We start from the raw sequence: 24,845 nt of genomic DNA on the forward strand, positions 1-24,845 counted from the left end.
ATGGAGAAAAATGCTGATAAAGTTTGGTCAAATTGTTTGAAGATCATCAAGGATATTGTAGAGTGGCAGCATTATAAAACATGGTTCGAACCTATTAAAGCAATCTCTTTAAAAAGTAACGTACTTGTTATACAGGTTCCCAGTCAATTCTTTTTTGAGTATCTTGAGGAGCATTACGTAAATTTACTGGCAAAGACACTAAAGCGAGAGCTTGGTAAAGAAGCCCGGTTAGAATACAGGATCATGGTGGACAGCGGCAATAGCAAGAACAAGCCGCTGACGATGGATGTTCCGGGCACCGGATACAAAACCTATTCTAATAACGAAATGGATTTTCCGCTCGTGATTAATAACTCTGTAAAAAACCCTTTCGTCATCCCGGGCATTAAAAAAATGCAGATTGATCCGCAGCTGAATGTGAATTACACATTCGATGCGTATATAGAGGGAGATTGCAACAGGGTAGCGAGGAGAGCAGGAAAGACAGTAGCCGATAAGCCCGGCGCAAATTCATTCAATCCACTTGTTGTTTATGGCGGTGTTGGCCTCGGTAAGACCCACTTAGTGCAAGCAATAGGCAACGATGTAAAACGACTTCACCCTAATAAGATCGTACTCTACGTAAGTTCGGAAAAGTTCATCAACCAGTTTATGGACCATAGCCGTAACGGCGCGATCAACGATTTTATTCATTTTTATCAACTGATCGATGTATTGATCGTCGATGATGTTCAGTTCTTCAGCAAAGCAGAAAAATCCCAGGATGCTTTCTTTGCTATTTTCAATCACCTCCACCAGTCCGGCAAACAATTGATCCTTACTTCTGACAAGTCTCCCAAAGACCTCGATGGCGTACAGGAGCGACTGTTAAGCCGCTTCAGATGGGGACTCAGCGCCGATTTGCAGATTCCTGATTACGAAACGCGGATCGAGATCCTGGAGCGGAAAATGAAAGCTGACGGCCTGGATATGCCCAAGGAAGTTGTAAAGTATATAGCTTATAATATTAATAGCAATGTAAGAGAGCTCGAGGGAGCATTGATCTCCCTGTTGGCGCAATCTTCCTTGAACAGGAGAGATATCGATCTGGAGTTGGCTAAAAAAGTATTACGCAACTTTATCAAGTCGTCCAGCAAGGAAATAACGATCGACACGATTCAGAAGATGGTGTGCGACTATTTCAACGTTTCCTACGACAAATTATTACAGAAGACACGCAAGCGCGAAATAGTACAGGCCCGCCAGATCACCATGTACCTGGCGAAGGCGTTTACCAAGAACAGCCTCAAAACCATTGGTGAGCACTTCGGCGGCCGCGACCATACCACAGTGATTCACTCCTGTCAGACCGTCAAAGACCTGATGGATACTGATGCTTTGTTCAGAGAAAATGTGCTAGAGCTGCATCAGAAAGTGCAGTTAGCTGCGATGTAAAAAGATGTACTATTTCTCACAAAAAATTGCAGAAAAAAACATCAAAGAATAGCGCCAACTTCGAAGTTTTCTTATATATTTGCATCCCTTTTGGTGAGGTGGATGAGTGGCTGAAATCAGTAGTTTGCTAAACTGCCGTACGGGTTAAACTGTACCGCGGGTTCGAATCCCGCCCTCACCGCAGTTATTAGAGCTTAAATAGTTGTAAAACAATTGTTTAAGCTTTTTTTATTGACGATGTTGCGCCTAATGTTGCGCCTAAAACGAATATTATGCTTATGAGATTTTCTCAACGAATCGGAAAACGACCCCTAAAAACTTTGGTCCAGGTTGACTCAATAGACCTAGACTTACGAAATAGCTTGTGGACTGTTATCAAGACAATGGTTATGGACATAGCTAAAGAAGCCGATCGTTATAATGTAGTTTACAGCAAATACCGCAATTTTTTCGAAAGTCTGTATTTTTCGTTCTACAAAGAGCCTATAGATGAGATGGATCAGAATGTTACAGGTATCATCGCAGATCTGAGGGCACGTTTTTTTCGGTGGGATTATCTTGATGTTTATGATTTTGTAGAGTTTATTCTTGAAGCAGATAATATTCCACTAGACAAGGATGAGTTCGCCAAGCGAATAAATCAAGTTCTTGAAAGGGAAATGTCCGGATACAGGATTTTGAATGGGATATTGTCCCCAATCATCAGTAGTGTTGAGCTCGAGGCTGTTGATAAAGCTATCGAAAATAGTAGACTAGTGACAATGGCAACGTCAACGCATTTAGAACAGGCTTTAACGCTGCTATCCGACAGAAGGACTCCAGATTACAGAAACTCAATTAAAGAATCCATTTCGGCGGTTGAAGCAATTTGCCAACAAATAACAGGTGATGATAAGGTCGAGTTGGGTAAGGCATTAAAAATCCTTAAACATAGAATTAATATACATCCAGCTTTGGAGACTGGATTCATCAAACTCTATGGCTATACAAGTGATGGTGATGGTATTCGACATGCGTTAACTGAAGAAAGTAATGTAAGTCAGGAAGATGCTCTATTTATGCTCGTGTCATGTAGCGCTTTTATCAATTACTTGATTGCTAAATACGAGAAACATCAAAAGGCTAAGGAAGAGAACAATAATTAAGAAGCATTACGCTTAATAGAGTACACTACTATTTGCCTTGCGTGTAAGAGATAAAGAAACCCGAGAAGGTTAAGTTGCTGAGCCGTCAGACTTAAAAGGTTAACTTATACTTTATCTTAATATTTTTTTCAACCGTTTTAGATTTAGTTAAAACGGCCTTAATTCTAGTTAATAACTCATCTGGAACATTTCCGCAATTATGCCCCGTGTTTTTCTGCAGATAGGCATTCAAGTCTGATTTATTAATCTCTAAAACCCTGCTACAATCAATAAATGATTCATGAGACAGAAACTTGAAGTTATCAGGAGTAACGGGGATTTGATTTCCCTGGACAGTGGCTGGCAAATGACTAAACCTGGCTTTTGTATTTATAAAAACAGTAGCAATATTTCCGTCGCAGTCAGCAACAATTATTTGAAATTTATAATGCCCTGCCTCTTCGTCCGGCATTCTGAAAACTCGACCTTCCCACGACATTCGCTAAGATTCAAAGTTAGAGGAGATGTACAATAGCATATCTTCACTCAAATGGCCATCTGCTTGAGCTATGTCTAAAAATGATATTGGTTGATTTAACCCCTTTTCCTTAACTGTCTTGTTATAAGCATCTGTATGTGACTTGGTTTTTAACTCTTCAAATCCTAAATGTCGATTTTGTTCAATAGACAAATCCAAGGATTCTAAATCACTTTCTGACAAGAAGTTGGTGTCCGGTTCAATCAATGCTTCAATGATGGATTGTTCTTTACCGAATTCAGCAACATTGCTTTTTAATAAGTCGTAGCTGTAGGAAGGGACGGGGCCATATTTGAGCGAACACATAGTATCACCAGTTATTGGCCTACCATATTTGAACAGGTGATCCGATTCTGCAAAAAACAAAATTTTCAGTAACGCATACAAATCGCTCGATCCACCTTGGGCATGGCAGATGTAAAGCAAGGCGTGTTTTGCTTTATCTTTATTTAATTTGAACTCTTGCGCCATACTACAAATCTACTAAAATAAATAGCATTAACCATTTTTATAGTGGTTTTTAACTCCTATTGAAAGCTCCATACTTTTGCTATCATGTAAAGCTTTAGTGAATTACTAGGCATATTTCGGATGCAACATTTTGTTGATGTGTCATTTATGTAATATTATGATACCAATCTGTCCGGCAGAACTAGCGATCATTCTTCGCGCGCGCGTACATCTGCGAAAATTCATTTTTTTCTCCCTTAAGCACCTAAATTAACCTGTTTATAGTAAAAAGCTGCTGTATGTATTCTATACGGCAGGTGCCCGCCAAAATACACATGCGCGACAGACACCCAAGAATTCATCAAACCTAGTCACCGGTTCGGCCTATAGCATACGCGCGTAATGACCGTGTTAAAATCTTCAATCGGTTGGACTGCGTAAGTGGCTGAAAAGGCGCAAGTATGGAAGGTTGATTAGGCACTAGGACAAATAATGGTTAAGCCAAAATCTGGGATATTCACATAACTTATAAATACAGTTGCAATGTCTTGCTGAGAAAGATCGGTGCATCGGATACCCTTAATAGTTATTTCCATTCAAAACCCTCGACTGTAAAATAAATCGGACGGCGTCCAGAATCATAGAAATCGGGCTCAATAATCATCTTCTTCGCAGTCTTCATCTTCTTGATTAGTTTTTGAACATTTTCGAGAAATACTACATCAGAATTGCCAGAGCTGCTGCCCGCTGTACCTACTCTGAATGGGGGTTCATCGTCAAACTTTACCCGATACGTTTTATTATCAAACGATCCGTCAAGAAACTGGCAGGAACTACACTTTACCATAATATCTGTAACACCCTTCCTTTTTCTTACCAATAGGCTAAACATTGATTCTCCATACGGGAAATCGAATGTTAAAGTACTATCGGCAATCAATTGAGAGAAAATGGTCTTCGTGTCGTCCATCGGGTCAATATCTTCTTTATACTCCCATCTTTTGATTGGGCCTTCTTCTTTAAAGCTTGAGGTATCAGGAGGCTCACCGACAACTGAGACAACAGTGTCGACATCGTTCCTTATGTTCGATGCCGGGTTATTACAGCTAATAAAAGAAGTCACTAAGACAGCTCCTACGATAAGGTTTCTCATATTCAATCGTTTTTCCTAAATCTAAAAAAAGAATTCTGAAATAAAAAATGGTGTTAATCAATGTTACTTACGGCACAGTGAATACAACGGGTAATTTACGGTAAGCCTTTACTTCCCTGCCATTTTGGATGGCGGGAATCCATTTGCCAGACCTTTTAATTACCCTCATAGCTTCCTGTTCCATTCCGTAACCCTGCTTAGTTAATGCCTTTACATCACTGATATTACCAGCAACGTCCACGATGAACTGGAGGATTACAGTATAGGTTCCGCGAGAAGCACCGTTATCAACCGCTACTCTTCCGTCAAGAGTCCTTTCAAGGAATGAGGACCAATTGCCGGGATATTGAGCATCTATCTCAACCTTTGTAAATATTACGTTATCATACTCAACTGTATTTCTAACAGCGGTAATTAAGCTGCTATCAAAGGCTGCATTTTTCTCATCTTTCCCTGAGACTTTTAGTTTCTGGAAACTTTCCTCTGCTTGTATCTCCAAAATATTTTCATTCTCCTGATCGGCCCAAATTTTAGCTATTCGCGCCTTTTCCCTTAAGAATAACGCTTCGATAAATGGGTTTCCCGCCATGTCTAATCTCTTTTTTATTGCCTGTAGTGTCTGGTAGCGTCCCATGTATGGTGCTAGATTTTCATTATAATAATTCATTGCGTCTTTGGCTGGGTATTTTCCGGATAAGGCGTTCTTCACCTTATACCGTGCAGTATTAACAACTTTATAAGTCTCTATGTATACAGGCTTCGCTAGTTCTGCTATCATTGCTTCAAGAGAATCCTTAATGCTATCTTTCTGCGCAATGCAGTTTAACGGAAACAACAATAATAGAAATATCGGTATTCTTTTCATATGATTTTTTATAAAGTATCAAAACTCAACCACTTAGTCACTTGCCTTTTTCGTGATCCGCGCTCCGCACTATTATAAATTAGCCAAAGTACATGACAGAAATTTCATCATGCTCCACGCGGCAGCTCGGATAAGCGTCTGAATTGTAGTCCACAAAAGCAATATTTTTAAATACCGGCATCTAGAAAAATAGAAGCCCTTCGTTAAAAACAGTTAACAAGCAGCACTCACTTACCCAGTAACTTTTGTATTCAATATTACTAAATGTAAATCAGAATAGCTTACTGGATTTTTAAGTTGTTTCAATAGGTTAAGAGGTATTGCTTGCAAAGCGCCAAAGCTCTGAGATAGCTCTTTTGCGGTTAAAATATAGAATTCCCATTGTTCCATATCAAGAGGATTGGCGAGCGACCTGTCCACTGCATGAAAAAGGCAAAATACATAAAGATCTGCTTGAAGCCTTTTCTCTCCACTTCGCTTATTTAGATCATTATCCCAGGCATAAGTAGGTTTCACTTTAAACAATATTTTGGAGCTCTTTTTTTGCTCCCAGGACTGTAAATAAGCTGCTGATTTAACTTCGATTTTTACACCTTCAGAGGTTTTTAAGTCGTAGTTAGCCCATTCGTCTCGAACATCGGTATTATTTAACCCAATAGCAGTTGCGACTATAAACTCGGCAAATCTACCTCTGGTAGTGTTTGACAGTAGGTCAGATGCACTCCAACGCCAAAAGTCCAAAATAGTATAAGGAATAAGAGATTTGCTGTGCGTCAATCGTTCTTTGCCAAACATAAGCTTCTTCTGGTGAGACATCCGTCAAAATACTAATTTTTTTTGATTTAAATAGACCATAATACTTAAGATGTTGCCATCAGCTAAACATGTTACAGCCGCCTCAGGGAAGTTATTTTTCTTATTATGCTATAAACTACGTATACCTCTAAGGAGTTAGTTTAATGGAGCTTCGTTGTTAGTCTGCCTGTGGTGCTTCTTGCCGCTGTGGCTTCATCGTTCTAGCTTCTTACAAACGCTTTAAATATTGCCAACCATGGAAATGGCCGGCTCGTTATGTCTCGCGTAATACCCTATCTGAAATACCACTTCGCTACCCGCTCCTTGTGGGAGAGCTTTCGTGGCTTCGCTTTTTCCGGAAGCTTGTCGACGTGTAAGCGTAAAAGTAGTTCTACATCTTGGAGAGTCTCTCTACTTTTTGTATTTAAATACTTTTCCAGATCCTTCCTAAGGTGGAAGAAATTATTCAGTGTCTTGAGCGGGTCTAGTTCGTTTGCCATGATATAAATACGTCAATTCGGGCACATTATTGCGCTTTTATGCTTCCGGGCTGTAAAAATGGTCGAAGGCGGATCGTGATCTCAACTTGAGACAGGTCCGATTTCTTATGAGCGTATCCGACTTCAAATGAACTCTATCATAAATACTCTGTTAAAAGTTCAATTTTTTCATTCACAATTTTGAGTGCCATATCAGGTGTTATTTCTGATGGCTTGAAGCCATGGATATCGCAGGTGCATGAAGGACAATGGTCTCCGATATTGATGTTCGATTTTCCACATTCGCAATTCCACACTTCTTTTTCTTTAGCCGATAGCAACTGTTTTTTTGATGCCCTTTCACCTCTCTCTGGGAAGTGAGTCTCTAACATCTCCTTGATTTCATTAAATAACTTAACATCCTCTTTTGCATAGGTCCTTTTGTCGTGTCTCAAGATACGAACGGCTTTTTTCTTTTGAGCAAAATCTTCAGATCCTAACATGGCCTTTGCCCTGTTCAAATCAAGCAAGGTTAGCTTTTTAATTAACTGGCTTAGCCGTGCGATACCGTCAGCATTACTCTCGACGCTGTATTCATTATACAGGACGTCCGACTTTTCCGTCAACGCTTCAATAAACCGTATTAAGTAACCTTCGTAATTATTAATGAATTCTGGGTTAGCATTCGCGCCCTGCTGCAATCGGCAGTACCGTTTTAGCAGAAAGGGATAGGCTTCATGGACTCTATTATTAATAAAGAAATCCCATGCCTCTTTTGTAGGTTCATACGTTTCGCTTTTAACCTTTTCGACCAATTCCTTTTGCTTCTTGAGCAACCCGAGCGCCTCATTACTCAAAAATTGGTGAGCGACCGAAGATCCTTCAACATTCGTTGTATGGCCATCATTACCATCTATAATTACAGCTGTGCCCACTGCTGTAATCATAAACATGGACTTTCCGCCGCCTGATATCTCATCAATGTCAATACTTAGGCCTAAGATGCAGTTAGCGCCTATGTAGCTGGCTTCCAACTCGATCTGCTCGATTGCTTGTTTATACATGGACGATATTACTCCCTGGTATGATTCCGATCGGCCGCCAAAAATATCAGTAAATGAAGCGAATATGTCCCTGAAGGCATTTGCTCCAATTACAATATGTGCAGACACTGGGCGGAGATACTTTATTACAGTTTTGCCTTCAGCAGTTGGGGTAGTTAGTACCAGAATTTTATTATAATTCATACGGGGATTTTGGACTTTTGAAGTTATAGTAAAATTTTTATTTCGGAGTAGGGCTTCTGATTAGGAAGACAATTGGTAAGTATTCTTGATTTTTTATCCCCTGGCGGGAACATTTCCAGTATACTACGCGTCCGTTATGACTCAAATGGGGACTCATTTCCTGTGGCTATTGTCGCTAGATTCTTTATCAGTTTGTCTTTACTTGGATTAGTCGGGTCCAAGGTTCGAACCCCTGTGCCATTTAGCAAAAGAATAACCTCGTCCCCTTTGTGAGGGCGCATTTTAAACCGTCGTTTTCTCAGCCTATCTACAAATTCCTAAGGCGATATTTAGGTCGAACATTTCGCCTGAAGCCGTTTGAACCTTTGCTGACTTAGGTATTTCGTTTTCACACAACTTCTTCCTGAATGTTGAAGGCTTGATTCCGAGTATATCAATCAACTGCTTGCGATTAACGAGGGTCTTTCCCTTAACTTGGACGCCTATTATGTTTACGTTTATCATAACCTTAAAGCTAATATAATTCCCGGCATTTGTATTTGGCGTTACAGATCTTTGCGTTGACCTGAGGGATATTGTTTTGGGTGAAAAGCCTGGCGTGGAAATAGGCCGGAGATATCGTGATAACCCTAAATGTTACTAGAAGTGTCCACCCGACAACGGATATTTATAATTCCTATAATATTACCAGGGCTTGTCTTTTATCGTACCTTACAAGCACGGAAGAAAAATATTTTATTTAAAATAAACCTCTTGCATTATTTTTAAATAAGTTTACGCATAAATTAAAACCGATGGGCAGACTGCTATGTTTACCACTACTCCTATTGTGGATAAGTTTAAGCGCACAGAATAGCAAGAAACTAACTGATACCTCTTTTGTTTTGGGAGTTGTTCTAGATGATTTTAGGCCCACTACAAAAGACCTCAAAATTATATCGATAGGCAAAGGGACGAGAGTCATACTCTATGGCATCACCACCATAGGAAGCAGCACGCGCGGCTACGTGGTAGCATATGGGAATCATAAGTTTACGTTGTCCGAAAGTGAGGTCAAGTTCTCCATAACAGACGCTTATGACCAACTGTTAGCATTCAATGATGATCAGATGGTTGCATTTGAAAATACAGCGGAGCACTACGCTCAAAGTGTCTATACATTAGATTTGAAGAAAGTAGTAGAGTTTTTCGATAAGCAGTCTCGAATCGGCTTGGTGCTTGAGGATTGGAGTTTTTTTGATGAAAGTGAATACACCGAAGGTACAAGTTTGTCGTTTCGAATCACCAATTTATCTAAAAAAACCATCAAATATGTCTGGCTAACTGCTACAGCTAAGAATCCTGTCAAAGATATCATATCGACCAAAACTGTTACAGGGGTGGGTCCTGTTGAGCCAGACGCGTCAGGATCTTGGAGCTTTGATTATGTGTGGCTTACAGACCTTGTGTATTATGTCAATATTCGATCGATAAAGATTCAATACATGGACGGGAGCTACAAAACGTTCACAAACATTCCGTCTCTATTCATACCTGATAAATATAAAAGCATTTTAGACAACATCGGCGATAACTAATACTTCGAACAGCTATTCGGCTACTCCTTCGCCCAATGATGCCAAATCACCTTTTAAAATGTCTCTTATTTACTGTCCTTTCGTTATAGTAGTCATACCACACATCTTTTTCGACCAACCATTGCTGCCCAATTTTAGTAGCTTTTAAACGACCTTGTTTTATCTCGTTTAATAAAACCCTGCGGTCTATTCCTAATGCTTTTGCTATAGTATGTAGTTTTAAGACTGGCTTCATGGTTTAAAAATTTAATGTTTTCTCATCCGTTTTTTCCCGTAATACTATTAAGACCCGCAGGCCAATCATATCTGAATTCTTCATTGCAAAAGGTATAGAGCGGAGACATAAACTTAATAAAAAACCGAAGCATTTGCCTCGGTTTGTCGCTATTCCGGAAGTTGTAATTTATTCAGTAGGATTGAAGCAATAGTTTGCGTTTGACAACCAACTGACTGCACATCCAGGTTTTCAGATCCATCGAGAATATCCATTTGATTTATAATAATCTCGACGAGGTTCCGCATCTCTATAATATCGTCGATACTGTAACGCTTTACCATTTTTATCTATTTAAATTAAGCCTCTCTTAAACTTATCAACCTTATTCCCGCCCAATGATAGGCATGATAGAGTTTATTCAACTCCACTAGATGCCGTACCATCAAAAAATAGTTATCAAACTCCACAGTATCGATTGCGTCGCTGTTTCCATCCCACCATTCGTAAAAGGCCTCTGTTACTGACCGGATTACCTGATTCAATCCATTTTCTAAGCAATCCAAGCCGTTAAACATCCGTATTATTTCGTCCTGCGATCCCGAAGTGTTCATCAATAACGCAAACTGGGATATAAAATACAAAGCGTCACTATTCTCTTTCTTGTGGGCAAGCCGCGCAATCACGTCGAAGGACCAAGCTACGAAGCTTTGCCGGTCGATCTTGTTCAGAAAATACTCTAAAAGTTTAGCTGCAGCTTCGCGCTCATCTTCGATTAACTCTTTTTTATTTAAAGGCTCTCGGGCTACGTTTCGGTTCGAATTTACACCGCTGTAGAAAGGCAAGTTCTTTTCTATTTTGAGTTGTTGTGCATGAGTCATGGTGTATTATTTACAGATTGGTTAAGAATTTACGGCTCCGGCAATAAAGTTGCTAATTCTAGTCAACGCCCAGATATGATCCTTGATATAAGATTCACTGTATTGAAGTCCGTCAGACTCGCACGGAGAGTCACGCAGCGTATCAAGAATACAATCATTAATGACCTTTGTTATGTCTTTATGCGGAACCATATTCAGCAAATCCCCTGCCTGATAATAACGTGTTATAGCGTTTGCGAGATCAATTTTTTTGAATGATCTGTCAGGCAGCACTTGTTCTGTAAGGTCGTCTACTTGCTGTTGCAAATGATGCTTTAGGTCTTCTATATTTAAATATGGATTCATGGAAACGTAATTTTAGAGGTGATTAATCAGGCTTGATAATTACTTTGTATATCGCGTAACCGGTTTTCAGTTATGCACGCTGGAAATCTGTTCAATGTGGCATAATCCAGGTACTCCCCACATCCGCTCTCGACATATCGGAAGAAAAGCAGTAATTGCCTGAACGCTTTGGGAGCATGGGTTTGAGTAAAACTTTCCAGATGCGAAGAAAATTCTGGGTTTATGAGCTGTAAAGCTATATCCTGAAGGATCGATTCAAACTCGTAGGCTTCCAAATTGCTTAGCCTGATCATGTTCGAGACCATCTCCAGCAGTTGATCCTTACCCCTAGAAATCTCTTCGCCCTTTTGCTCAAGAATTCTTGAAGCAAGCGCCTTGCAGCTTTCCCTTATTTCGTTATTATTATTCATGGCTACCTCCTTTTAAAATAAACATTAAAGAACCGTCAATAAACGAGATTCGTGGCTTTGCTGGTGGTGGCTGATCCTGTACGTGCCTAAAGCCAGGACAGTAATGCTTATGGATAATTTTATCTTCTGGGACTGGGATAGAATATCCTGATATGTATTGCATAAAAAGTGTTTTTAAAGGTTAAAAAAGTTTTGTGATGGTTCCTAAAGGCGATACGATAAAGCGCGGTATAGGCCTTCTAATTGCCCTATGTTCGGCTTTCTTTTGAGAGGTAGAAGGTGAGACTTTGGCAAGTGTTGAATCAAGGCTGACATTGCCAAAATTCAGAAACGGTGATAGATGTTGCATAACATATTATTAAAAAGGGGCCGCTCGTCTCAACAACACTTTAGAAAAGTGAGGCACGGGGCTTACACCCGCAGCACGGCCGTATTGTTAATAAAATATGTCTTTAGAATTACTTCTAAAATGTTGTTGAGGATTCAAAGATACAATCAGTTTTGAAATTGCAAAAAAAAGTTTCAATAACTTCTCTTGTTGGAAATGTTGACGTCTATGAAATACGGGTTTAACGTTAGGGCCAAACCAGGTTTTCTTTTGTCATGTGGGGGCGACGCCTCCAAATCATTCCAACGAATAGTACTTAGTAGTTCCGTCCAAAGAATATAAGCCTCTATTGACAAAAAGCATTTCTGTAACCTTTTCTTCCGGAGGAGCTTCTAGATAGGAATTATAGTCAAAATAAACATGTGGTAAATTGAAGTAAATATCTATAGATTTATCAGTTAAGGGAATAATCAGGGCGCTATCCGATAAGGTTTTGTACAGATTACTTAGCCTATGAAAGTCTAGTAAAGCGTTATTGTATTCAAGCTCAACCGTGCCCGAACTCGAATAGGCCGCAACGACATTGTTTTCTTTATTGTTTCGATAATCAATAAAAGCAAGAGTGATGGTATCTACAAATCGGTCGAAAAATCGCACATTAATCGTTGAGTCTGTAGGCTTATATTCATTATGAACGATTTTTTTGAAAATGGGGACGCTGTCATGTGGTAGATAAGTAAATCTAATTCTGTTTCCAATAATTGTATACCGACCAAAGCTGGCAACTCGATCACCTTCGCATCCATGTTCTTTAAAGAAATAGCCTAGACTATCAAAAACCAGACTGCCGCCACACCAAAGAGAGTATTTCGGTTCAGAAAATATTTTAGTGACCGCAAATTGCGCTTGGCTGGTGTAGGAAGTTAATACTAAGATGAATAAAAACGCTTTTCTCATTGACTTATGACTTATCTTTTGCCTCTTTTAAAATTCTTTTAAGATCTTCGATTGTCAATAAATCATTACCTCTATGTAACATTCTATGACAATTTGAGCATACAGGCCTCAGGTCTTCTATCTTGGTTTCTCTTGCTCCGTCTTTTAGCGGTGACAGATGATGCATTTCTATAAAGTCTTGCCCGTGGACACCATAAGTATGGCCAAAATCAAACTTGCACACAGAGCATTTTACTCCATGTATCTTTTTTGCATTTGCCAGGACCTGCTTGTTTCTCGTAGCGATTTCTAAAAATATCCATCTTTTTGCTCCTTCATCAAACGAATCCTGGTTACTATCTTTCTGCCTAAAGTTTGTCGCGTCTTTTGAAAGCAACGTGTAATGAATGAGAAGTTCAAATCGCTTACCGCTGTTTTGATCTTTTTCGAACTTCGGCAAAATGTTGAAATCTTTTACGCCTGTCGCCCAAGCTTTAAACGCCTTCAAAACGGTAGTTTTCAATTTGGAGTCGTTGCTGGTTAATACGTCAACAAAACCGTTTTTATAAAGCCACTTTTTAGCCTCTCCACCACCATATTTTTCTCTATTTGGGATTCTTATATCTTTCCCAAATGTCCAGTTTTTCAAATCTAAGGTGGCGACATAATTCTTGGCGCCAGCTAACCTTTTTGTAGAATCGCCGGAGCTTTGTATCAGAGCCCGACTTCTCTTAATTATTTCGTGAAGAATATATTCGTCTTGCATGCTTTGGATTTTATTGCAGATAGCAATTGTTTTATTTTGGTCTTTCTTATATTTTAGAGAGTCTGAGAAATAACAGCCCCGTGAGCGTAACGAACATCACATCTGCCTTGGTACTTTAAGGCCTCTCTGTTCGAGCAACTCGTCCGCAGCGGCACATGTTTCATAATCTTCTCTTTTAAGCGCCCGAAGAAATAGTATAATTAATGACAACTCTGAAAGGTCAGCAGCCTTTAGGTATGGTAGTCGTTGATGTTTCGGCAGATTACTAACGGTACGACCAATATGCTCGGACACGCTGTTGTAATAATTTATTTGCCTTGCCTTATCTAATATAGGAGTAGGATTTCGAATCTCTCGCATTTCATTGGTTTGATTAATCAAATGTATAGAAAAATAAATATCAGCCCTCCAAAACAACCTTCCTCAACGCCACCAGCATCTCATACCTGCAGCTGGCCACCAGGTCGCTCATTTCTTTGTTCTTCAACAATTCAATATTCTCGATAACAAATTTTGGTGCATCGTTCTGCGTAGTTGCTGCATCAATTTTCACCATCTTCGGAATATTTATTCCGGAAAAGAATTTGTCGAGTTGGGCAATTTCTACTTGCGATGGTCTCATTTTGCAAAAACAATTGAAAATGCTAATTTAGTGATAGGAAATTAAAGTTTAAAACTTGTCCCTGGTAATCTTGCCGGGGGCTATTTTCTTACTGGCGAAAGTATTTAAACGAATTTTTGTTAATTCAGCATAATTGCACTCGAGCAACGGCCCTCGGCCCCGGCATTTTCGTCGGGGGTTCTTTTTTGGCTCGTTCATAGTTCGAGTATAAAGATTTTCATAGAACAATACATTAAGGCCTCGTTAATCTCAGCGGGGCTTAGTTTTTTAAATTTATCACTCAACTGACACGAAGTTTCCGAAATAATTGAAAAAGCTATGTCCAAAAAATGCGTTATCGTAGTAGAGGATGATCACGATATATTCAACGTCATTAGTTTGGTGTTGATGAGAGAACCTTACGACATAATCCATTGTCCAGATGCAAGGACATTTCGTGAAGCGCTGGGTAAGTATGTCCCCAATATTATCCTAATGGATATTATGATACCAGATGGAAATGGAGTCCAATTGTGTAAAGAGCTCAAATCTAATCCGGACTGGAGCTCGGTTCCTGTATACTTAATGTCTGCCCACATTGAGCGTCCATCGCAGAACATGATCGATGCGGATGGACTTATTCAGAAGCCATTTGATATTTTCCAATTAAGGAAAAGAGTAAATTTGCAGCTCAAATTTGAAAGGAAATATGAATCAAAAAACAATCGTTGTCCTAGATGACCATGAAGAGATTTTGAATGTAATGAAACTCATCTTTGATTCAGACCCTTTCAGAATAATTCCTTGTATCAACGTTAAAGCGTTCAATGCTGTGATGGAGCTGGAGCATCCCGACCTTATCTTGATGGATATCAAATTGCCCGATGGAAATGGTTTGGATTTATGTAAAGCGTTAAAAGATAGTTCCGAAACCATGCATATTCCAATTATAATGCTATCTGGTTATTTAGGTAAAGAGACTGGTAGCAAATGTTATCCGGACGCTTATATTGAGAAGCCTTTTGATTTGGATGTGTTTAAGAAGACCGTGAACAGAATTTTAAACAGGAAAAGGCATTAAATGTTCGGTTCTTAACGGCTCTGCCCTCAATACTGATTTTTAGTATTCGGATGTTCCGAATTGATGCAATATGTATATTTGATATTCCCAAACAGTTATAAGTTTTCACGCCCCGATATTCTTATTGGGTTTTTGGCCCGTTCATTGTCTAAGGTAATATAGATTTTCATAAAACAATTACATTTTCAGGCCTTGTTAATCTTAGCAGGGCGTGTTTTTTTTACTTTTACGCTGACTTGGCACGAATCTTCCAATGTAATTAAATAACTATGTTGAAAAAGTGCATAATCGTAGTGGAGGATGATCCAGACGTCTTTAATGTGATCAGTTTAGTACTACTGGCGGAACGGTGCGATGTTATTTATTGTCCAGATGCAAAGACATTTCGTGAAGCAATCAATACACACGTGCCTGATATAATTCTCTTAGATGTAACACTTCCCGACGGGAATGGCGTAGAATTATGCAAAGAATGCAAGTCTCATGAAAAATGGGCATCAGCACCTTTATACTTGATGTCTGAACAGATAGGGCTTCCATTGTCTGATTTGACCGATGCCGACGGATTTATACAAAAGCCATTTGATGTTTTCAAACTACGAAAGTTGATAATAGACAAAATAATTTGACCAAACTCTGTTAATTGGTGACTCACCCAAGCCGCATTGGATCCTATTCCTGATCAACTTTTTCCCAGTAATCTTCCACAGCTTTTCCGAGCTGTAAGGCTACTTCATCAGAGTGACCTTTGTCAGATCTAAATGACCACGTACCCTGGATGAGTTGGAGCATTGCCGAAGATATGTTGATGATCTCGACCTCATAGCTGTGAGCTGATCCAATCCCCGGGAAACCCCGTAGGTTGCATTTGAATGTGCGGCCTTTCCAATTTATTGTTGCTGGAATACTTTCAGCGTCACTGCAATGATACAACTGTAAAACTCGGTTCATAAATACTAAAGTATTTAGTAAAGGTATATTCAAAATTAGAATTTAATCCAGCTTATTTCCAGCCCCTGAAAACCAGACAAGTATAGATTTATTTGGAAATTTCATTTCTTTTAAGAAAGATTTGCTAAATAATTTAGTACTTATGATTCCCTATTTTGACTCGAACGTGAAGGCTGGTTTTCCATCGCCGGCGATGGACTATTTGGAAGAGCGGATCGACCTGACTAAATTATACATACAACACCCCTATGCGACTTTCATTGTCAGGTGTAGCGGTGATTCGATGATCCATGCTATACCTGAAGCAGCTGAGTTACTTGTGGATCGATCCATAACTCCGAAAAGCGGTGATATCGTAGTAGCTGCTTTGGACGGGGAGTTCACGGTTAAGTTTTTAAGGAAGTCAGGTGGTAAAGGTTGGTTGGTTCCGGCTAATAAAAAATACCCTGTGTTTCCGATTGATGAGAACGTGATTATTTGGGGAAAGGTGATCAAAATATTCGTGGATCCTGAAACTGTCGCGTCATGTATGCCCTTGTAGACTGCAATAACTTTTACTGTTCCTGTGAACGGATGTTTAACCCTAAGCTCAACGGGCGTCCTATTGTTGTATTATCGAACAATGACGGTTGTGTGATCGCTCGAAGTGACGAAGCGAAGGCGCTTGGCATCGTTATGGGAAGCCCCGCATTCATGGTGCAGGATGACCTCAAGGCGCACAACGTGGCCGTCTTTAGCTCAAACTATACGCTTTACGGCGATATGAGCGATCGTGTTATGAATACCCTGGCCGCCTTTGTACCGCAGCTTGAAATATATTCTATTGATGAAGCTTTCCTCGATATGCACAACATGCCTCATGAAGACCTGCTCAAACTTGGCAAAAGGATCAGATCAACAGTTTTGCAAGACACCGGCATACCTACCTGTGTAGGAATTGCGCCAACAAAGACGTTGGCCAAGATGGCGAATCGATACGCCAAAAAGAAATACAAGTCGATAGGTGTCTTTTGGGCCGCTAACCAAGATCTTATTCAAGATATGCTTGAATATACTGAAGTCGGAGACATTTGGGGAATCGGGCACCGGTATGCGTTGCTTCTGAATAGGTTAGGCTTTAAAACAGCTGCGGATTTCGTCAAAGCGCCCGAGGATTGGGTGCGACAAAAAATGAGTGTCGTTGGATTGAGGCTTTTGAATGAACTCAAAGGCATTCCTGCAATTCAGTGGGAATTTACGGCTGCGAAGAAAAATATTTGTACCAGCCGATCATTCGGCGTCCGCATATCTGATAAGAATGAACTGGCTATTGCGGTGTCGAATTATGCTGCCACATGCGCTTTAAAATTGCGCAACCAGCGGTCATGCTGTCAAGAGATCAACGTATTCATACAAACTAATCCCCACAAAACCGACGAAGGGCAATATCAACGGTCCATCGACATCGAGATGGAGCGTCCGACCAACAGTACTTCAGAAATTATAAAATATGCCTTAAAAGGGCTTGAGCTGATCTACAAGCCGGGATACAGGTTTCTGAAGGCCGGTGTGATGGTAAATGATTTGCTTCCTGAAACAGCAGTTCAGCAATCTATGTTCGACCATATGGACCGCGAGAAGGACACAAAGGCTATGCTGGCCATGGATAAGATCAACAATCTTTTCGGCCGCGACACTGTCCGGATGGCAGTCCAGGGATTTGATCGCAGATACAGATTGAAAGCCGAATTCCTTTCTCAGCGATATACGACTAACTTTAATGAGCTTTTGAAAATAAATATTTGATGCTACAACCGTTTATTCTTTTTGAATCGAAATTCATTAACAGGCTTAGGACACTGGGAAAACATTACCTTGTGTCACAGAGCTATCACCGGGCACAGGACTTATTTACTGATAAAACACCTATTCTTCTAACCGATTACGATGATCCGGGCTTGGCGAAGATTCATTTGAACGCTGTCAAAGGGGACAAGTATGCGGCTATATTGGATTTGGATAACAAGGCCCATCAGGACAAGTTGCTGCAAATGCTTAAATCAGATAGCAAGTACAGCATTTGGTGGTCGGTGGTTAAAGATGCTGAAACGCTGAAAAAATCTATAAATACTGGCTACAAGGATAAAATGAAGAAATATATCGATCAAAACACGAACTGGTGCATCAACAGAGATACCACGTTATATCCCAATGTCGAAGTGACTTTCGGTGAGCTTTACCTAACCCTTAAGCACGGAAATCAGAGGATTCGCCTTAAATTTGAGGAAATCGAACGCCTCTAAACATGTGCTACGATATATCTTTTGAAGTCAACATGCGCCAGCTGTCAGACTATTTTCCTGACCTGATCTTTGACGGGCAGATAGAAATGGAATTCCAGCCCTTCGATCACGTTCAGGGAGTGAGTGTGTATGCGGATCATCCTATAATTTATATTGATCGAGATGATTTTAAAGTACATTGTCGGAGTATGCAATGGGGCATTGTCGAATTCTACCAAAAGGAGATTCCAGACTGGAAGAAGCGGAACGGCATGCTCAACATTCGATCGGAACGTATCCTCGCGGATCCGAAAAGTTATTGGTATAAGATCAGAAACCGGCGTTGCCTGATCCCTGTTTCAGGAATATTTGAACATCGCGGCATAAAAGGGTGGAAGAAGAAAGTCCCTTATTGGGTAAAGCCAGCTGATCAGGATGTATTCTTTTTACCTGGCTTGTATTCAAAGGCAGAAGTAGCGGATAAGGAGACGGGAGAAGTAACAGAGCTATGGACCTTTGCGATGATTACCCGGGCAGCCAACGATGTAATGCGGAATATTCACAACAGCGGAGAAAACACGAATCGTATGCCTTTGTTTTTACCTTTAGAGCTGTCGAAAGAATTTCTGAGTGAGGATCTTACATCTGAACGTTATGCTGATATCCTGGGTTATGAAATCCCCTCGGAAGACTTGAGCTATCGCCCTGTGTTTACAATCCGGACAGCAAAGCCCCGGCCAGACGAAAAACCTAAATCCGAGCACTTCGAGTGGCCCAAACTGCCGGCACTTGGAGAAATGAACCCCGATTAAAATATACAAATGATAAGAGTTGTTTTTGACGGTCCCAACATTAAGACCCTCGCTCCACCAAAATTTTATGAATTCCCCTGCAGAATGTACGCGGGCGATTTCATCGATGGCGCAATGTTTGGACAGGAATTGATGCATTACACGGTGCGCTCCATAACTTTCAAAACCGATGAAGACGGTATTTATCAACATGTATCTCTAATCGATTAAATCCACTTCTATGGATGAAAAGAATATTATTTACGAGGGAAAAATCAAACACGGCGGAACGTCGAAGAAGGTTATAATCACATGTGATATAACTGACATTGGCGATCAGGTGTATAAGGCTGAGCTGGGCGATTCTCATGCGGAGCTAAAGTACAATCCGGATACCTGCGACTGGGAGGAAGACGGGAAAGTGACGCCGTTTTCTCAGGAGGCGGGTAAGCTGATCGAGGCTTTTTTCGACTAAAAGTAGCTTCTAAATTCAACTGCGGTTCCGATAAATACGGAAAAATACGGTCGCGTTCACAAATATAAGAGGGGCTAAGTATTCGCTTCTATAAACAACCCTGATTCTTTATCATCATTGTACAACGCCGTATCTAATCAAAAAACAAGCCCCGCCTAACGTCAGGGCTTGTGATCATTTGTACGTTTTATAATTCTCTAGCATATCCTAATTCACGGTCGGCTCCTGGAAGTCTTCGCCGGCTGATTGATAGGGCTTATCTTGCGGGTTAATCTCGAAGGCTGTGACGTTAACTTTTGAGCTCCTGACTTCGTATTGATAAGAACCTATCATGTATTTGTTTGGAAGCAGGTCTTCATTCCCAATTATTCCTATTATAATCTTCCATAAACTCGCTTAGAAAGAGTCGTAGGTAGTTCACGAGCGTTTCTACGCCATATGTGATTGCGTCGCTATCGTGGCCTTTAAAACCGGATTTGAATCTAAAGTTTTGAGCGACCTCCAGCGTAGCCGCATGAGTACACCCCATAGTTTTCAAAGATGTTGAAGCATACCCGTTGCCCTGAGCTGAGTTCATTGTACCTATGTAATAACCTTCGTCCTGAGGTATTAAAGCTTCTTTGTCTTTATACTTAACAGACAGCTCTTTTAATAACTTATCACCCACACTTTGACCCAATTGAGATCCGCTGTTTAAAATCCAGGATAAATGATGATTTTTAGGATCTGATGACTCCGAACCGTGGAAGTTATGGAAGTCGATACCCAGTATTGTGCCCTGTTCGACCTGTGTCAGCATCCAGGCTCGCAATGTCTGAGTTTCAATCTCAGAGAGTGCGTAGGGTCCTGAATACGTACTATCGCTTTCTTCTCCCGATGCAACCCAACGTACCAAATTGTTTCTATTTAAATCAACTCCGCGGAAGTTCTTCCGGGTTCCTTTTCCTCCATCGGCGTTCCACCCGTGGGGGTTGGCTGATGGTATAATTGAAAACTGGACGTTATAGCGCAGGTACTCCAGGAACGGGTGCGACTTCCAGTTGGTGAGCATCTGTTTTATGAATTCATATACGACAAAAGAAGGCGTTTTTTCGATTCCGTGAATCGAACAAATGATCACTATTTTCGGCCTTATCTGGGTATTATTGATTGAGGGATCACCTTTCAGTATATCCGAGGGTTTTAATTTATAGGCATACATGGGCAATGTCCCCCCATCCGTTAGAATAGCGGTCGTTAGTGTATCCTTGGTAATAGAATACCCATCCGGTGCGGTAGTTACTAGTTCATCCCATTTTAATATCCAGTTGGCAATATCCTGATAAGGAGCTTTAGGAATCATGCTATTAACACCCTCCGCGCTGGCGTAGCTTTCAAGTGTCGGTGCTGAATAGTATTGATCGGATCCAGCAGGCCTAGCAAACCGTACAAAACCGTATTGGTTGTTAAACGTCTCCGATACTTTGTACTTATTGCGCAGAATCAGAGAATTAACGTTGATTACATTCGAAGTGGCTTCCAGTACCCGCACGCCATCGGGCACCGCATCCCAATCAATCGTTACTTTCCCAAATATCTGAATAGGAGTTGTTTTGTCTGCTGCTGCGCCATTTCCTTGACGCAAATAATAAGTCTTTACACCGCTGTGCAAATTCGAATCATAAGCCATTGACACCGCATTCGAAAACTCATCCGCGTATAGATTTAAGTTGCTTTGGCCCTCTCTCGTAAGAAGGAACCCTAAATAAGAAAGATTGGACGGGGTACTCGGATAGTTCTTCCCTAGTCCATAAAGTGCTACGGTTTGCGTGCTCGGCAGGTTATAGAATTCCAGATCAACAATTGCTTTGTTTAACCATTCCTTTTGATCTGCTGTTCTTGCTGAAGCGAACTTTGAAAAATAGCGATTATAGAGCGCGTTAGATGCAGAGGCGTTACCGGGATGTGCTGTTGTCGTTCCGTTATTAACTAGAGTGTAACCCTTAATCCCGAACACCTCAGTGTTTGACGTGGACAACCTCAAAACATATCCTATAATAAATTCATCCTTGCCTAAAGACCCGCTGGTGTCATTTGTGATTAGTGTCGCCCGAGCGACATTAGTAGCGACATTATAAATGATAACGAAATACTGCCCAGCCGGGATAGTGACCGTTTGAGCTGTTATGTTAAAAATACCTTTCTCTGTGGCTATTTTATTTGTCGAAGCGCCGGTAAATATGATCTGGTTTGCATCAAGATCGATTGTTAACGTAGAAGCCAAAGAGATCGTAAGCGCATGCGCACTTGGATATTGAAAGAATATCCTCCAGGCGCTCACGTGGACACCCGGCTCGGTAGATGGAATAGATATTGTTGTGGTTGCAACCCAAATATACCCGTTGTGCTTAACTAAAGCCCCTGTGCTGTAAGTCTTCGCTAACCATGGCTTTATTTCCTCCACCTTTTTAATGACCTTGCTCCAGGCGTTAGCCGCAGTATCATATACCAGGAAGGGAAACGGCTCATTACTCTCAGCCTCTGTGATAGTAACTGAAGGTGCTGCGCTGCCATTAGCAAGTTTCAGGTTTGAAAATACCAAGTCGCCGGTTTGACCGGACGCTCTCATTGCATGGAATGTTACGTTCTCTGTCGGAGCCGTTGTTGTGTTGGTAGTGTAGAGGGGTTTAAAGCCTGTGGAAAAAGCGTCCTTTACCCTTGCAAATTCATCCGTAAGTCCTGTATAAAACTTTGTCTCTTCTAGTGGAGTGGTCTTTAAAACTGGCTGCACTCTTGTGTCTACTGTTCCCATTTTCTTTATTGTTTACATGTGATGTGGAAAATTCCGGTTATTGTGTTTTTTTATAAAATAAGTTTAATGTATGTCTGAGTCGTGTATAGTCTATTATCAGTTTTTCACTTGACTGTTTAAACAGTATGTCAAATGCTGTGGTAAGTGTTTGTTCTGAAATTCCCGGCTAGCGTAATGTCTGATTTCGGGAAAGACAGGTTGCTTTGCGTTTATGTAGTTTTCGAATTCTTTCTTTGTCATAACCATGTTTTCAATATCTAGATAATATTTATCTCCCTCGGTCACTGCAGTTACAAATAGTGGCCTTTCGGTGCTATCCAACAGCTCACGTAAGGGATATTTATTCCCTTGGGTGAGAGCCTGTAAAGCTTTTATCTTGTCAGTTCTTTTCATGTTTGTGTTTTAGATTTCAATTATAACGACCCGCCCTCCCTTGGCTTTTTCGCTTTCGATCTTACTCTGTGATGGGGGAGGAGTGCCGGGGCATGTTTCTATTATTGTTATTTGCTCTGTCAGTTGTTTAAGAGGTTGTAAATCTCCCTTTCCAAATGCTTTAATAGCCTCTATTTTTTGTTGTCTTGTGTTGTACATTCTCTGGATTTTTTTGCTTCTTTATTTTCTGTTAGCCTCAATAAATTCGCATTGTTTAAATTTCTCTAGAATTGATTCTAAAATTTGGGTTGGGACTAACCCGATATTGTCAGTGACAATGACCTTTCCGTTATAAAAAAGACTGTCACCCACAACAGCCCAATTGTCGGTGTCTGAAAGCATCGCGCTAAGCGCATTTTCAGCCGTTTTATTGAGGTTTATTTGCGAAGCAAGGGTTTGCATCTGAACCTCATTGAAAATCGAATTAAAGCGGTCTATATCGCCTGAGGCAAATGCTTTGATTGCATCAATCTTTAGTTGCCTCATAGTATTTGGTTTTTAAGTCCTTCAATGACCTTATCTAATTGTTCGTCTGTCATTTGCTCGAAGTTTGCCGTTATCGCTTGCGCTTGTAAGGTCGGTAAAGCGAACTTCAACAGTCTTTCAAATAGAACAATCCGGTCCTTCGCCTCCAAGGAATTCCAGTCTTCCTGGATCTTCTCTTTATTATCTTCTATGAAGGAGGTGATCCAAGCCCGTAGGTTAGTTGTCACTTTATTCGGGGCCCCTTTGGGTCGTCCGTTCGGGTTTCCGCTCTTTCCTTTAGTTAATGCCATTGTATTTTATTGTTGTTTTCAGTAAAGCGTAAATCATTTCCTATTTGACCTGTGGTTTTGTTCTATATTTTGGTAAATACTTATAACGTCTGCGGCTTTTGGACAGGTCCCGTATTTCGGCCATGTATTTCATGTTATATCTTTCAATGAAAAGAAGCAATATCGATCTGGCTTGGGTGCGGCGCTCTGGACTTGTCTTGAATACACTATAGATATCCGCCATTTGGCTAATTCTCTCTTTTGATGGTTTATTCATTTCTTTTTTAGTTTAAAGGTTTTAACTGCCCCGCCTTGAAGCAATCCGAGGCGCATTTAATATATTTTTGTTCTAAGCCTGAAAAAGCGGGGTTGGCTTTAATTGCTTGTTCTATTGCTGGTAATGCTATCAATGGGTCAACTTTTCCTCCCAGGGTATACGACACTCTTTGTATTGTTTGCCAACGTTGTCCTATCTGAGACTGGCTGATATCACCCATCATCTTATTCATCAATCCTCCATTAGAGTCGAAAGGTTTAGAAGTGGAAGCGTGAGGTGTTTTTGAATTTTGAGAGGCTATGTAAGCCTTAAACTGCTTTATACGCAATGGACGGACATCTTCTTTCCATTTCATGTTAGCTCCATACGAAACGTAGCGTAAATCATTGTAGTTTCTGCCCTTACTGCGATCAACTGGTATGCCGTATCTATCGAGTACGTCAAAAGTGTGCAAAGCGTAATCTCGGAGCCTATCAGGCTCAGCGATCATGGCGAATGCATAAAAGCCTAAACCGCTGCAGGATAGTGACACAAAGCAGATAAAGGGGAGATCCAAGATCGCTTGTTGAAGTTCGTCAATGTCAAATCCAGCGATATCGCCGGCATCAAAGTCTAACTGCAATAAGCCGCTGGGCTCGATGACTGTCTTCCGGTCTTGTAATAGTGCTGACGGGGCAAAGCATTGAAGTTTGCCTTTTATATTTCTTTTCTGCTCCTGATAGTCCTCATCGTGATCGTTCAGTGACCGCAATGAGACGATGTCACTAATGTTATCAGCAAAACGGCTGCGGACGATCTCGCCAACACTTACCGCTTCTCCCGTGCGGTCGGCGTGCGAAGAATATAAACTTACCTGTTTTTGTTGCCAATTCATTTTACTTGTTCTTT

31 protein-coding genes and 1 tRNA gene are annotated in these 24,845 nt (G+C 40.7%); 13 read left to right on the forward strand and 19 right to left on the reverse strand.

Going from position 1 to position 24,845, the window contains the following annotated elements:
* From dnaA to ACU37H_RS00015, 3 genes are all read left to right on the forward strand, one after another.
* A complete protein-coding gene (dnaA, locus tag ACU37H_RS00005) occupies positions 1-1,434 on the forward strand; it encodes a chromosomal replication initiator protein DnaA (protein WP_472706381.1) in 1,434 nt (477 codons plus the stop codon).
* A 92-nt stretch (positions 1,435-1,526) separates the two neighbouring features.
* Positions 1,527-1,615: transfer RNA gene (locus ACU37H_RS00010), tRNA-Ser, on the forward strand.
* A gap of 97 nt (positions 1,616-1,712) precedes the next feature.
* Positions 1,713-2,579 carry an AbiJ-NTD4 domain-containing protein gene (locus tag ACU37H_RS00015; protein WP_472706383.1) on the forward strand — a complete coding sequence of 289 codons (867 nt, stop codon included), beginning with the start codon at positions 1,713-1,715 and terminating at the stop codon, positions 2,577-2,579.
* Between the two features lie 91 nt (positions 2,580-2,670).
* On the opposite strand, the gene ACU37H_RS00020 is transcribed toward ACU37H_RS00015, so the two are convergent.
* From ACU37H_RS00020 to ACU37H_RS00045, 6 genes are all read right to left on the reverse strand, one after another.
* The gene (locus ACU37H_RS00020; protein ID WP_472706385.1) at positions 2,671-3,057 is read right to left on the reverse strand and encodes a hypothetical protein; all 387 of its coding nucleotides are present in this window, start codon (positions 3,055-3,057) and stop codon (positions 2,671-2,673) included.
* Between the two features lie 3 nt (positions 3,058-3,060).
* Positions 3,061-3,567, reverse strand: a complete 507-nt coding sequence (locus ACU37H_RS00025; RefSeq protein ID WP_472706386.1) for a Panacea domain-containing protein — start codon at positions 3,565-3,567, stop codon at positions 3,061-3,063.
* Positions 3,568-4,132: 565 nt separating this feature from the next.
* Positions 4,133-4,699 (reverse strand): hypothetical protein, encoded by a 567-nt coding sequence (locus ACU37H_RS00030; RefSeq protein ID WP_472706388.1) that lies wholly within the window; start codon positions 4,697-4,699, stop codon positions 4,133-4,135.
* Between the two features lie 67 nt (positions 4,700-4,766).
* On the reverse strand, positions 4,767-5,564 hold the full coding sequence (locus tag ACU37H_RS00035) for an energy transducer TonB (RefSeq protein ID WP_472706390.1): 798 nt from the start codon (positions 5,562-5,564) through the stop codon (positions 4,767-4,769).
* A 231-nt stretch (positions 5,565-5,795) separates the two neighbouring features.
* Positions 5,796-6,380 (reverse strand): hypothetical protein, encoded by a 585-nt coding sequence (locus ACU37H_RS00040; protein WP_472706392.1) that lies wholly within the window; start codon positions 6,378-6,380, stop codon positions 5,796-5,798.
* Positions 6,381-6,996: 616 nt separating this feature from the next.
* Positions 6,997-8,085 (reverse strand): YbjQ family protein, encoded by a 1,089-nt coding sequence (locus tag ACU37H_RS00045; protein ID WP_472706394.1) that lies wholly within the window; start codon positions 8,083-8,085, stop codon positions 6,997-6,999.
* Positions 8,086-8,879: 794 nt separating this feature from the next.
* Here ACU37H_RS00045 and ACU37H_RS00050 point away from each other — a divergent pair.
* Positions 8,880-9,662, forward strand: coding sequence for a hypothetical protein (locus ACU37H_RS00050; protein ID WP_472706396.1), 783 nt, complete (start codon positions 8,880-8,882; stop codon positions 9,660-9,662).
* A 46-nt stretch (positions 9,663-9,708) separates the two neighbouring features.
* On the opposite strand, the gene ACU37H_RS00055 is transcribed toward ACU37H_RS00050, so the two are convergent.
* From ACU37H_RS00055 to ACU37H_RS00085, 7 genes are all read right to left on the reverse strand, one after another.
* Positions 9,709-9,897: a helix-turn-helix domain-containing protein gene (locus ACU37H_RS00055; RefSeq protein WP_472706398.1), complete on the reverse strand. Its 189-nt coding sequence runs from the start codon at positions 9,895-9,897 to the stop codon at positions 9,709-9,711.
* Positions 9,898-10,235: 338 nt separating this feature from the next.
* Positions 10,236-10,757, reverse strand: a complete 522-nt coding sequence (locus tag ACU37H_RS00060; protein ID WP_472706399.1) for a hypothetical protein — start codon at positions 10,755-10,757, stop codon at positions 10,236-10,238.
* 21 nt (positions 10,758-10,778) lie between these two features.
* The gene (locus tag ACU37H_RS00065; protein ID WP_472706401.1) at positions 10,779-11,102 is read right to left on the reverse strand and encodes a hypothetical protein; all 324 of its coding nucleotides are present in this window, start codon (positions 11,100-11,102) and stop codon (positions 10,779-10,781) included.
* A 26-nt stretch (positions 11,103-11,128) separates the two neighbouring features.
* Positions 11,129-11,512 carry a hypothetical protein gene (locus ACU37H_RS00070; RefSeq protein WP_472706403.1) on the reverse strand — a complete coding sequence of 128 codons (384 nt, stop codon included), beginning with the start codon at positions 11,510-11,512 and terminating at the stop codon, positions 11,129-11,131.
* Between the two features lie 625 nt (positions 11,513-12,137).
* Positions 12,138-12,797: a hypothetical protein gene (locus ACU37H_RS00075; RefSeq protein WP_472706405.1), complete on the reverse strand. Its 660-nt coding sequence runs from the start codon at positions 12,795-12,797 to the stop codon at positions 12,138-12,140.
* Between the two features lie 4 nt (positions 12,798-12,801).
* Positions 12,802-13,542, reverse strand: coding sequence for an HNH endonuclease (locus ACU37H_RS00080; protein WP_472706407.1), 741 nt, complete (start codon positions 13,540-13,542; stop codon positions 12,802-12,804).
* Between the two features lie 400 nt (positions 13,543-13,942).
* A complete protein-coding gene (locus tag ACU37H_RS00085) occupies positions 13,943-14,164 on the reverse strand; it encodes a DUF6965 family protein (RefSeq protein ID WP_472706409.1) in 222 nt (73 codons plus the stop codon).
* A gap of 387 nt (positions 14,165-14,551) precedes the next feature.
* Between ACU37H_RS00085 and ACU37H_RS00090 the strand changes: the two genes are divergently transcribed.
* The 9 genes from ACU37H_RS00090 to ACU37H_RS00130 all read left to right on the forward strand — a co-directional run bounded on the left by ACU37H_RS00090 (position 14,552) and on the right by ACU37H_RS00130 (position 19,702).
* On the forward strand, positions 14,552-14,884 hold the full coding sequence (locus ACU37H_RS00090; RefSeq protein WP_494407619.1) for a response regulator: 333 nt from the start codon (positions 14,552-14,554) through the stop codon (positions 14,882-14,884).
* Positions 14,853-15,224: a response regulator gene (locus tag ACU37H_RS00095; RefSeq protein WP_472706413.1), complete on the forward strand. Its 372-nt coding sequence runs from the start codon at positions 14,853-14,855 to the stop codon at positions 15,222-15,224. Before ACU37H_RS00090 ends, ACU37H_RS00095 begins: the two co-directional genes overlap by 32 nt.
* A 269-nt stretch (positions 15,225-15,493) precedes the next feature.
* Positions 15,494-15,853 (forward strand): response regulator, encoded by a 360-nt coding sequence (locus tag ACU37H_RS00100; protein WP_472706414.1) that lies wholly within the window; start codon positions 15,494-15,496, stop codon positions 15,851-15,853.
* Between the two features lie 464 nt (positions 15,854-16,317).
* On the forward strand, positions 16,318-16,716 hold the full coding sequence (locus ACU37H_RS00105) for a LexA family protein (RefSeq protein WP_472706416.1): 399 nt from the start codon (positions 16,318-16,320) through the stop codon (positions 16,714-16,716).
* Positions 16,701-17,960 carry a Y-family DNA polymerase gene (locus ACU37H_RS00110; protein ID WP_494407572.1) on the forward strand — a complete coding sequence of 420 codons (1,260 nt, stop codon included), beginning with the start codon at positions 16,701-16,703 and terminating at the stop codon, positions 17,958-17,960. The genes ACU37H_RS00105 and ACU37H_RS00110 overlap by 16 nt, the downstream gene beginning before the upstream one ends.
* Positions 17,961-18,031: 71 nt before the next feature.
* Complete coding sequence (locus ACU37H_RS00115) at positions 18,032-18,457, forward strand: hypothetical protein (protein ID WP_472706420.1); 426 nt, start codon at positions 18,032-18,034, stop codon at positions 18,455-18,457.
* A gap of 2 nt (positions 18,458-18,459) precedes the next feature.
* Positions 18,460-19,248, forward strand: a complete 789-nt coding sequence (locus tag ACU37H_RS00120; protein ID WP_472706422.1) for an SOS response-associated peptidase — start codon at positions 18,460-18,462, stop codon at positions 19,246-19,248.
* Between the two features lie 9 nt (positions 19,249-19,257).
* Positions 19,258-19,458 carry a hypothetical protein gene (locus ACU37H_RS00125; protein WP_472706423.1) on the forward strand — a complete coding sequence of 67 codons (201 nt, stop codon included), beginning with the start codon at positions 19,258-19,260 and terminating at the stop codon, positions 19,456-19,458.
* A gap of 10 nt (positions 19,459-19,468) precedes the next feature.
* Positions 19,469-19,702, forward strand: coding sequence for a hypothetical protein (locus tag ACU37H_RS00130; protein WP_472706425.1), 234 nt, complete (start codon positions 19,469-19,471; stop codon positions 19,700-19,702).
* 355 nt (positions 19,703-20,057) lie between these two features.
* On the opposite strand, the gene ACU37H_RS00135 is transcribed toward ACU37H_RS00130, so the two are convergent.
* The 6 genes from ACU37H_RS00135 to ACU37H_RS00160 all read right to left on the reverse strand — a co-directional run bounded on the left by ACU37H_RS00135 (position 20,058) and on the right by ACU37H_RS00160 (position 24,831).
* Positions 20,058-22,493: a M14 family zinc carboxypeptidase gene (locus ACU37H_RS00135; RefSeq protein WP_472706427.1), complete on the reverse strand. Its 2,436-nt coding sequence runs from the start codon at positions 22,491-22,493 to the stop codon at positions 20,058-20,060.
* A 96-nt stretch (positions 22,494-22,589) separates the two neighbouring features.
* The gene (locus tag ACU37H_RS00140; protein WP_472706429.1) at positions 22,590-22,886 is read right to left on the reverse strand and encodes a hypothetical protein; all 297 of its coding nucleotides are present in this window, start codon (positions 22,884-22,886) and stop codon (positions 22,590-22,592) included.
* 9 nt (positions 22,887-22,895) lie between these two features.
* Positions 22,896-23,084, reverse strand: a complete 189-nt coding sequence (locus ACU37H_RS00145; protein WP_472706431.1) for a hypothetical protein — start codon at positions 23,082-23,084, stop codon at positions 22,896-22,898.
* Between the two features lie 21 nt (positions 23,085-23,105).
* On the reverse strand, positions 23,106-23,411 hold the full coding sequence (locus tag ACU37H_RS00150) for a hypothetical protein (protein ID WP_472706433.1): 306 nt from the start codon (positions 23,409-23,411) through the stop codon (positions 23,106-23,108).
* Entirely contained in the window at positions 23,408-23,701 is a 294-nt protein-coding gene (locus ACU37H_RS00155; RefSeq protein ID WP_472706435.1) for a DUF5681 domain-containing protein, read from the reverse strand. The genes ACU37H_RS00150 and ACU37H_RS00155 overlap by 4 nt, the downstream gene beginning before the upstream one ends.
* Before the next feature lie 263 nt (positions 23,702-23,964).
* Positions 23,965-24,831: a hypothetical protein gene (locus ACU37H_RS00160; protein WP_472706437.1), complete on the reverse strand. Its 867-nt coding sequence runs from the start codon at positions 24,829-24,831 to the stop codon at positions 23,965-23,967.
* Between the last annotated feature and the right edge of the window lie 14 nt (positions 24,832-24,845).

The organism is Niabella sp. ZPM-14 (assembly GCF_055693045.2).

Coding starts and splice junctions, on each gene's coding strand:
- ACU37H_RS00130 (WP_472706425.1), top strand. CDS start 19,469: ATGGATGAAAAGAATATTATTTACGAGGGAAAAATCAAACACGGCGGA.
- ACU37H_RS00085 (WP_472706409.1), bottom strand. CDS start 14,164: ATGAGACCATCGCAAGTAGAAATTGCCCAACTCGACAAATTCTTTTCC.
- ACU37H_RS00020 (WP_472706385.1), bottom strand. CDS start 3,057: ATGTCGTGGGAAGGTCGAGTTTTCAGAATGCCGGACGAAGAGGCAGGG.
- ACU37H_RS00025 (WP_472706386.1), bottom strand. CDS start 3,567: ATGGCGCAAGAGTTCAAATTAAATAAAGATAAAGCAAAACACGCCTTG.
- ACU37H_RS00140 (WP_472706429.1), bottom strand. CDS start 22,886: ATGAAAAGAACTGACAAGATAAAAGCTTTACAGGCTCTCACCCAAGGG.
- ACU37H_RS00060 (WP_472706399.1), bottom strand. CDS start 10,757: ATGACTCATGCACAACAACTCAAAATAGAAAAGAACTTGCCTTTCTAC.
- ACU37H_RS00100 (WP_472706414.1), top strand. CDS start 15,494: ATGTTGAAAAAGTGCATAATCGTAGTGGAGGATGATCCAGACGTCTTT.
- ACU37H_RS00015 (WP_472706383.1), top strand. CDS start 1,713: ATGAGATTTTCTCAACGAATCGGAAAACGACCCCTAAAAACTTTGGTC.
- ACU37H_RS00155 (WP_472706435.1), bottom strand. CDS start 23,701: ATGGCATTAACTAAAGGAAAGAGCGGAAACCCGAACGGACGACCCAAA.
- ACU37H_RS00150 (WP_472706433.1), bottom strand. CDS start 23,411: ATGAGGCAACTAAAGATTGATGCAATCAAAGCATTTGCCTCAGGCGAT.
- ACU37H_RS00160 (WP_472706437.1), bottom strand. CDS start 24,831: ATGAATTGGCAACAAAAACAGGTAAGTTTATATTCTTCGCACGCCGAC.
- ACU37H_RS00105 (WP_472706416.1), top strand. CDS start 16,318: ATGATTCCCTATTTTGACTCGAACGTGAAGGCTGGTTTTCCATCGCCG.
- ACU37H_RS00090 (WP_494407619.1), top strand. CDS start 14,552: ATGAGAGAACCTTACGACATAATCCATTGTCCAGATGCAAGGACATTT.
- ACU37H_RS00035 (WP_472706390.1), bottom strand. CDS start 5,564: ATGAAAAGAATACCGATATTTCTATTATTGTTGTTTCCGTTAAACTGC.
- ACU37H_RS00045 (WP_472706394.1), bottom strand. CDS start 8,085: ATGAATTATAATAAAATTCTGGTACTAACTACCCCAACTGCTGAAGGC.
- ACU37H_RS00125 (WP_472706423.1), top strand. CDS start 19,258: ATGATAAGAGTTGTTTTTGACGGTCCCAACATTAAGACCCTCGCTCCA.
- ACU37H_RS00030 (WP_472706388.1), bottom strand. CDS start 4,699: ATGAGAAACCTTATCGTAGGAGCTGTCTTAGTGACTTCTTTTATTAGC.
- ACU37H_RS00065 (WP_472706401.1), bottom strand. CDS start 11,102: ATGAATCCATATTTAAATATAGAAGACCTAAAGCATCATTTGCAACAG.
- ACU37H_RS00110 (WP_494407572.1), top strand. CDS start 16,701: ATGTATGCCCTTGTAGACTGCAATAACTTTTACTGTTCCTGTGAACGG.
- ACU37H_RS00075 (WP_472706405.1), bottom strand. CDS start 12,797: ATGAGAAAAGCGTTTTTATTCATCTTAGTATTAACTTCCTACACCAGC.
- ACU37H_RS00095 (WP_472706413.1), top strand. CDS start 14,853: ATGAATCAAAAAACAATCGTTGTCCTAGATGACCATGAAGAGATTTTG.
- ACU37H_RS00040 (WP_472706392.1), bottom strand. CDS start 6,380: ATGTCTCACCAGAAGAAGCTTATGTTTGGCAAAGAACGATTGACGCAC.
- ACU37H_RS00050 (WP_472706396.1), top strand. CDS start 8,880: ATGGGCAGACTGCTATGTTTACCACTACTCCTATTGTGGATAAGTTTA.
- ACU37H_RS00135 (WP_472706427.1), bottom strand. CDS start 22,493: ATGGGAACAGTAGACACAAGAGTGCAGCCAGTTTTAAAGACCACTCCA.
- ACU37H_RS00070 (WP_472706403.1), bottom strand. CDS start 11,512: ATGAATAATAATAACGAAATAAGGGAAAGCTGCAAGGCGCTTGCTTCA.
- ACU37H_RS00120 (WP_472706422.1), top strand. CDS start 18,460: ATGTGCTACGATATATCTTTTGAAGTCAACATGCGCCAGCTGTCAGAC.
- dnaA (WP_472706381.1), top strand. CDS start 1: ATGGAGAAAAATGCTGATAAAGTTTGGTCAAATTGTTTGAAGATCATC.
- ACU37H_RS00080 (WP_472706407.1), bottom strand. CDS start 13,542: ATGCAAGACGAATATATTCTTCACGAAATAATTAAGAGAAGTCGGGCT.
- ACU37H_RS00055 (WP_472706398.1), bottom strand. CDS start 9,897: ATGAAGCCAGTCTTAAAACTACATACTATAGCAAAAGCATTAGGAATA.
- ACU37H_RS00145 (WP_472706431.1), bottom strand. CDS start 23,084: ATGTACAACACAAGACAACAAAAAATAGAGGCTATTAAAGCATTTGGA.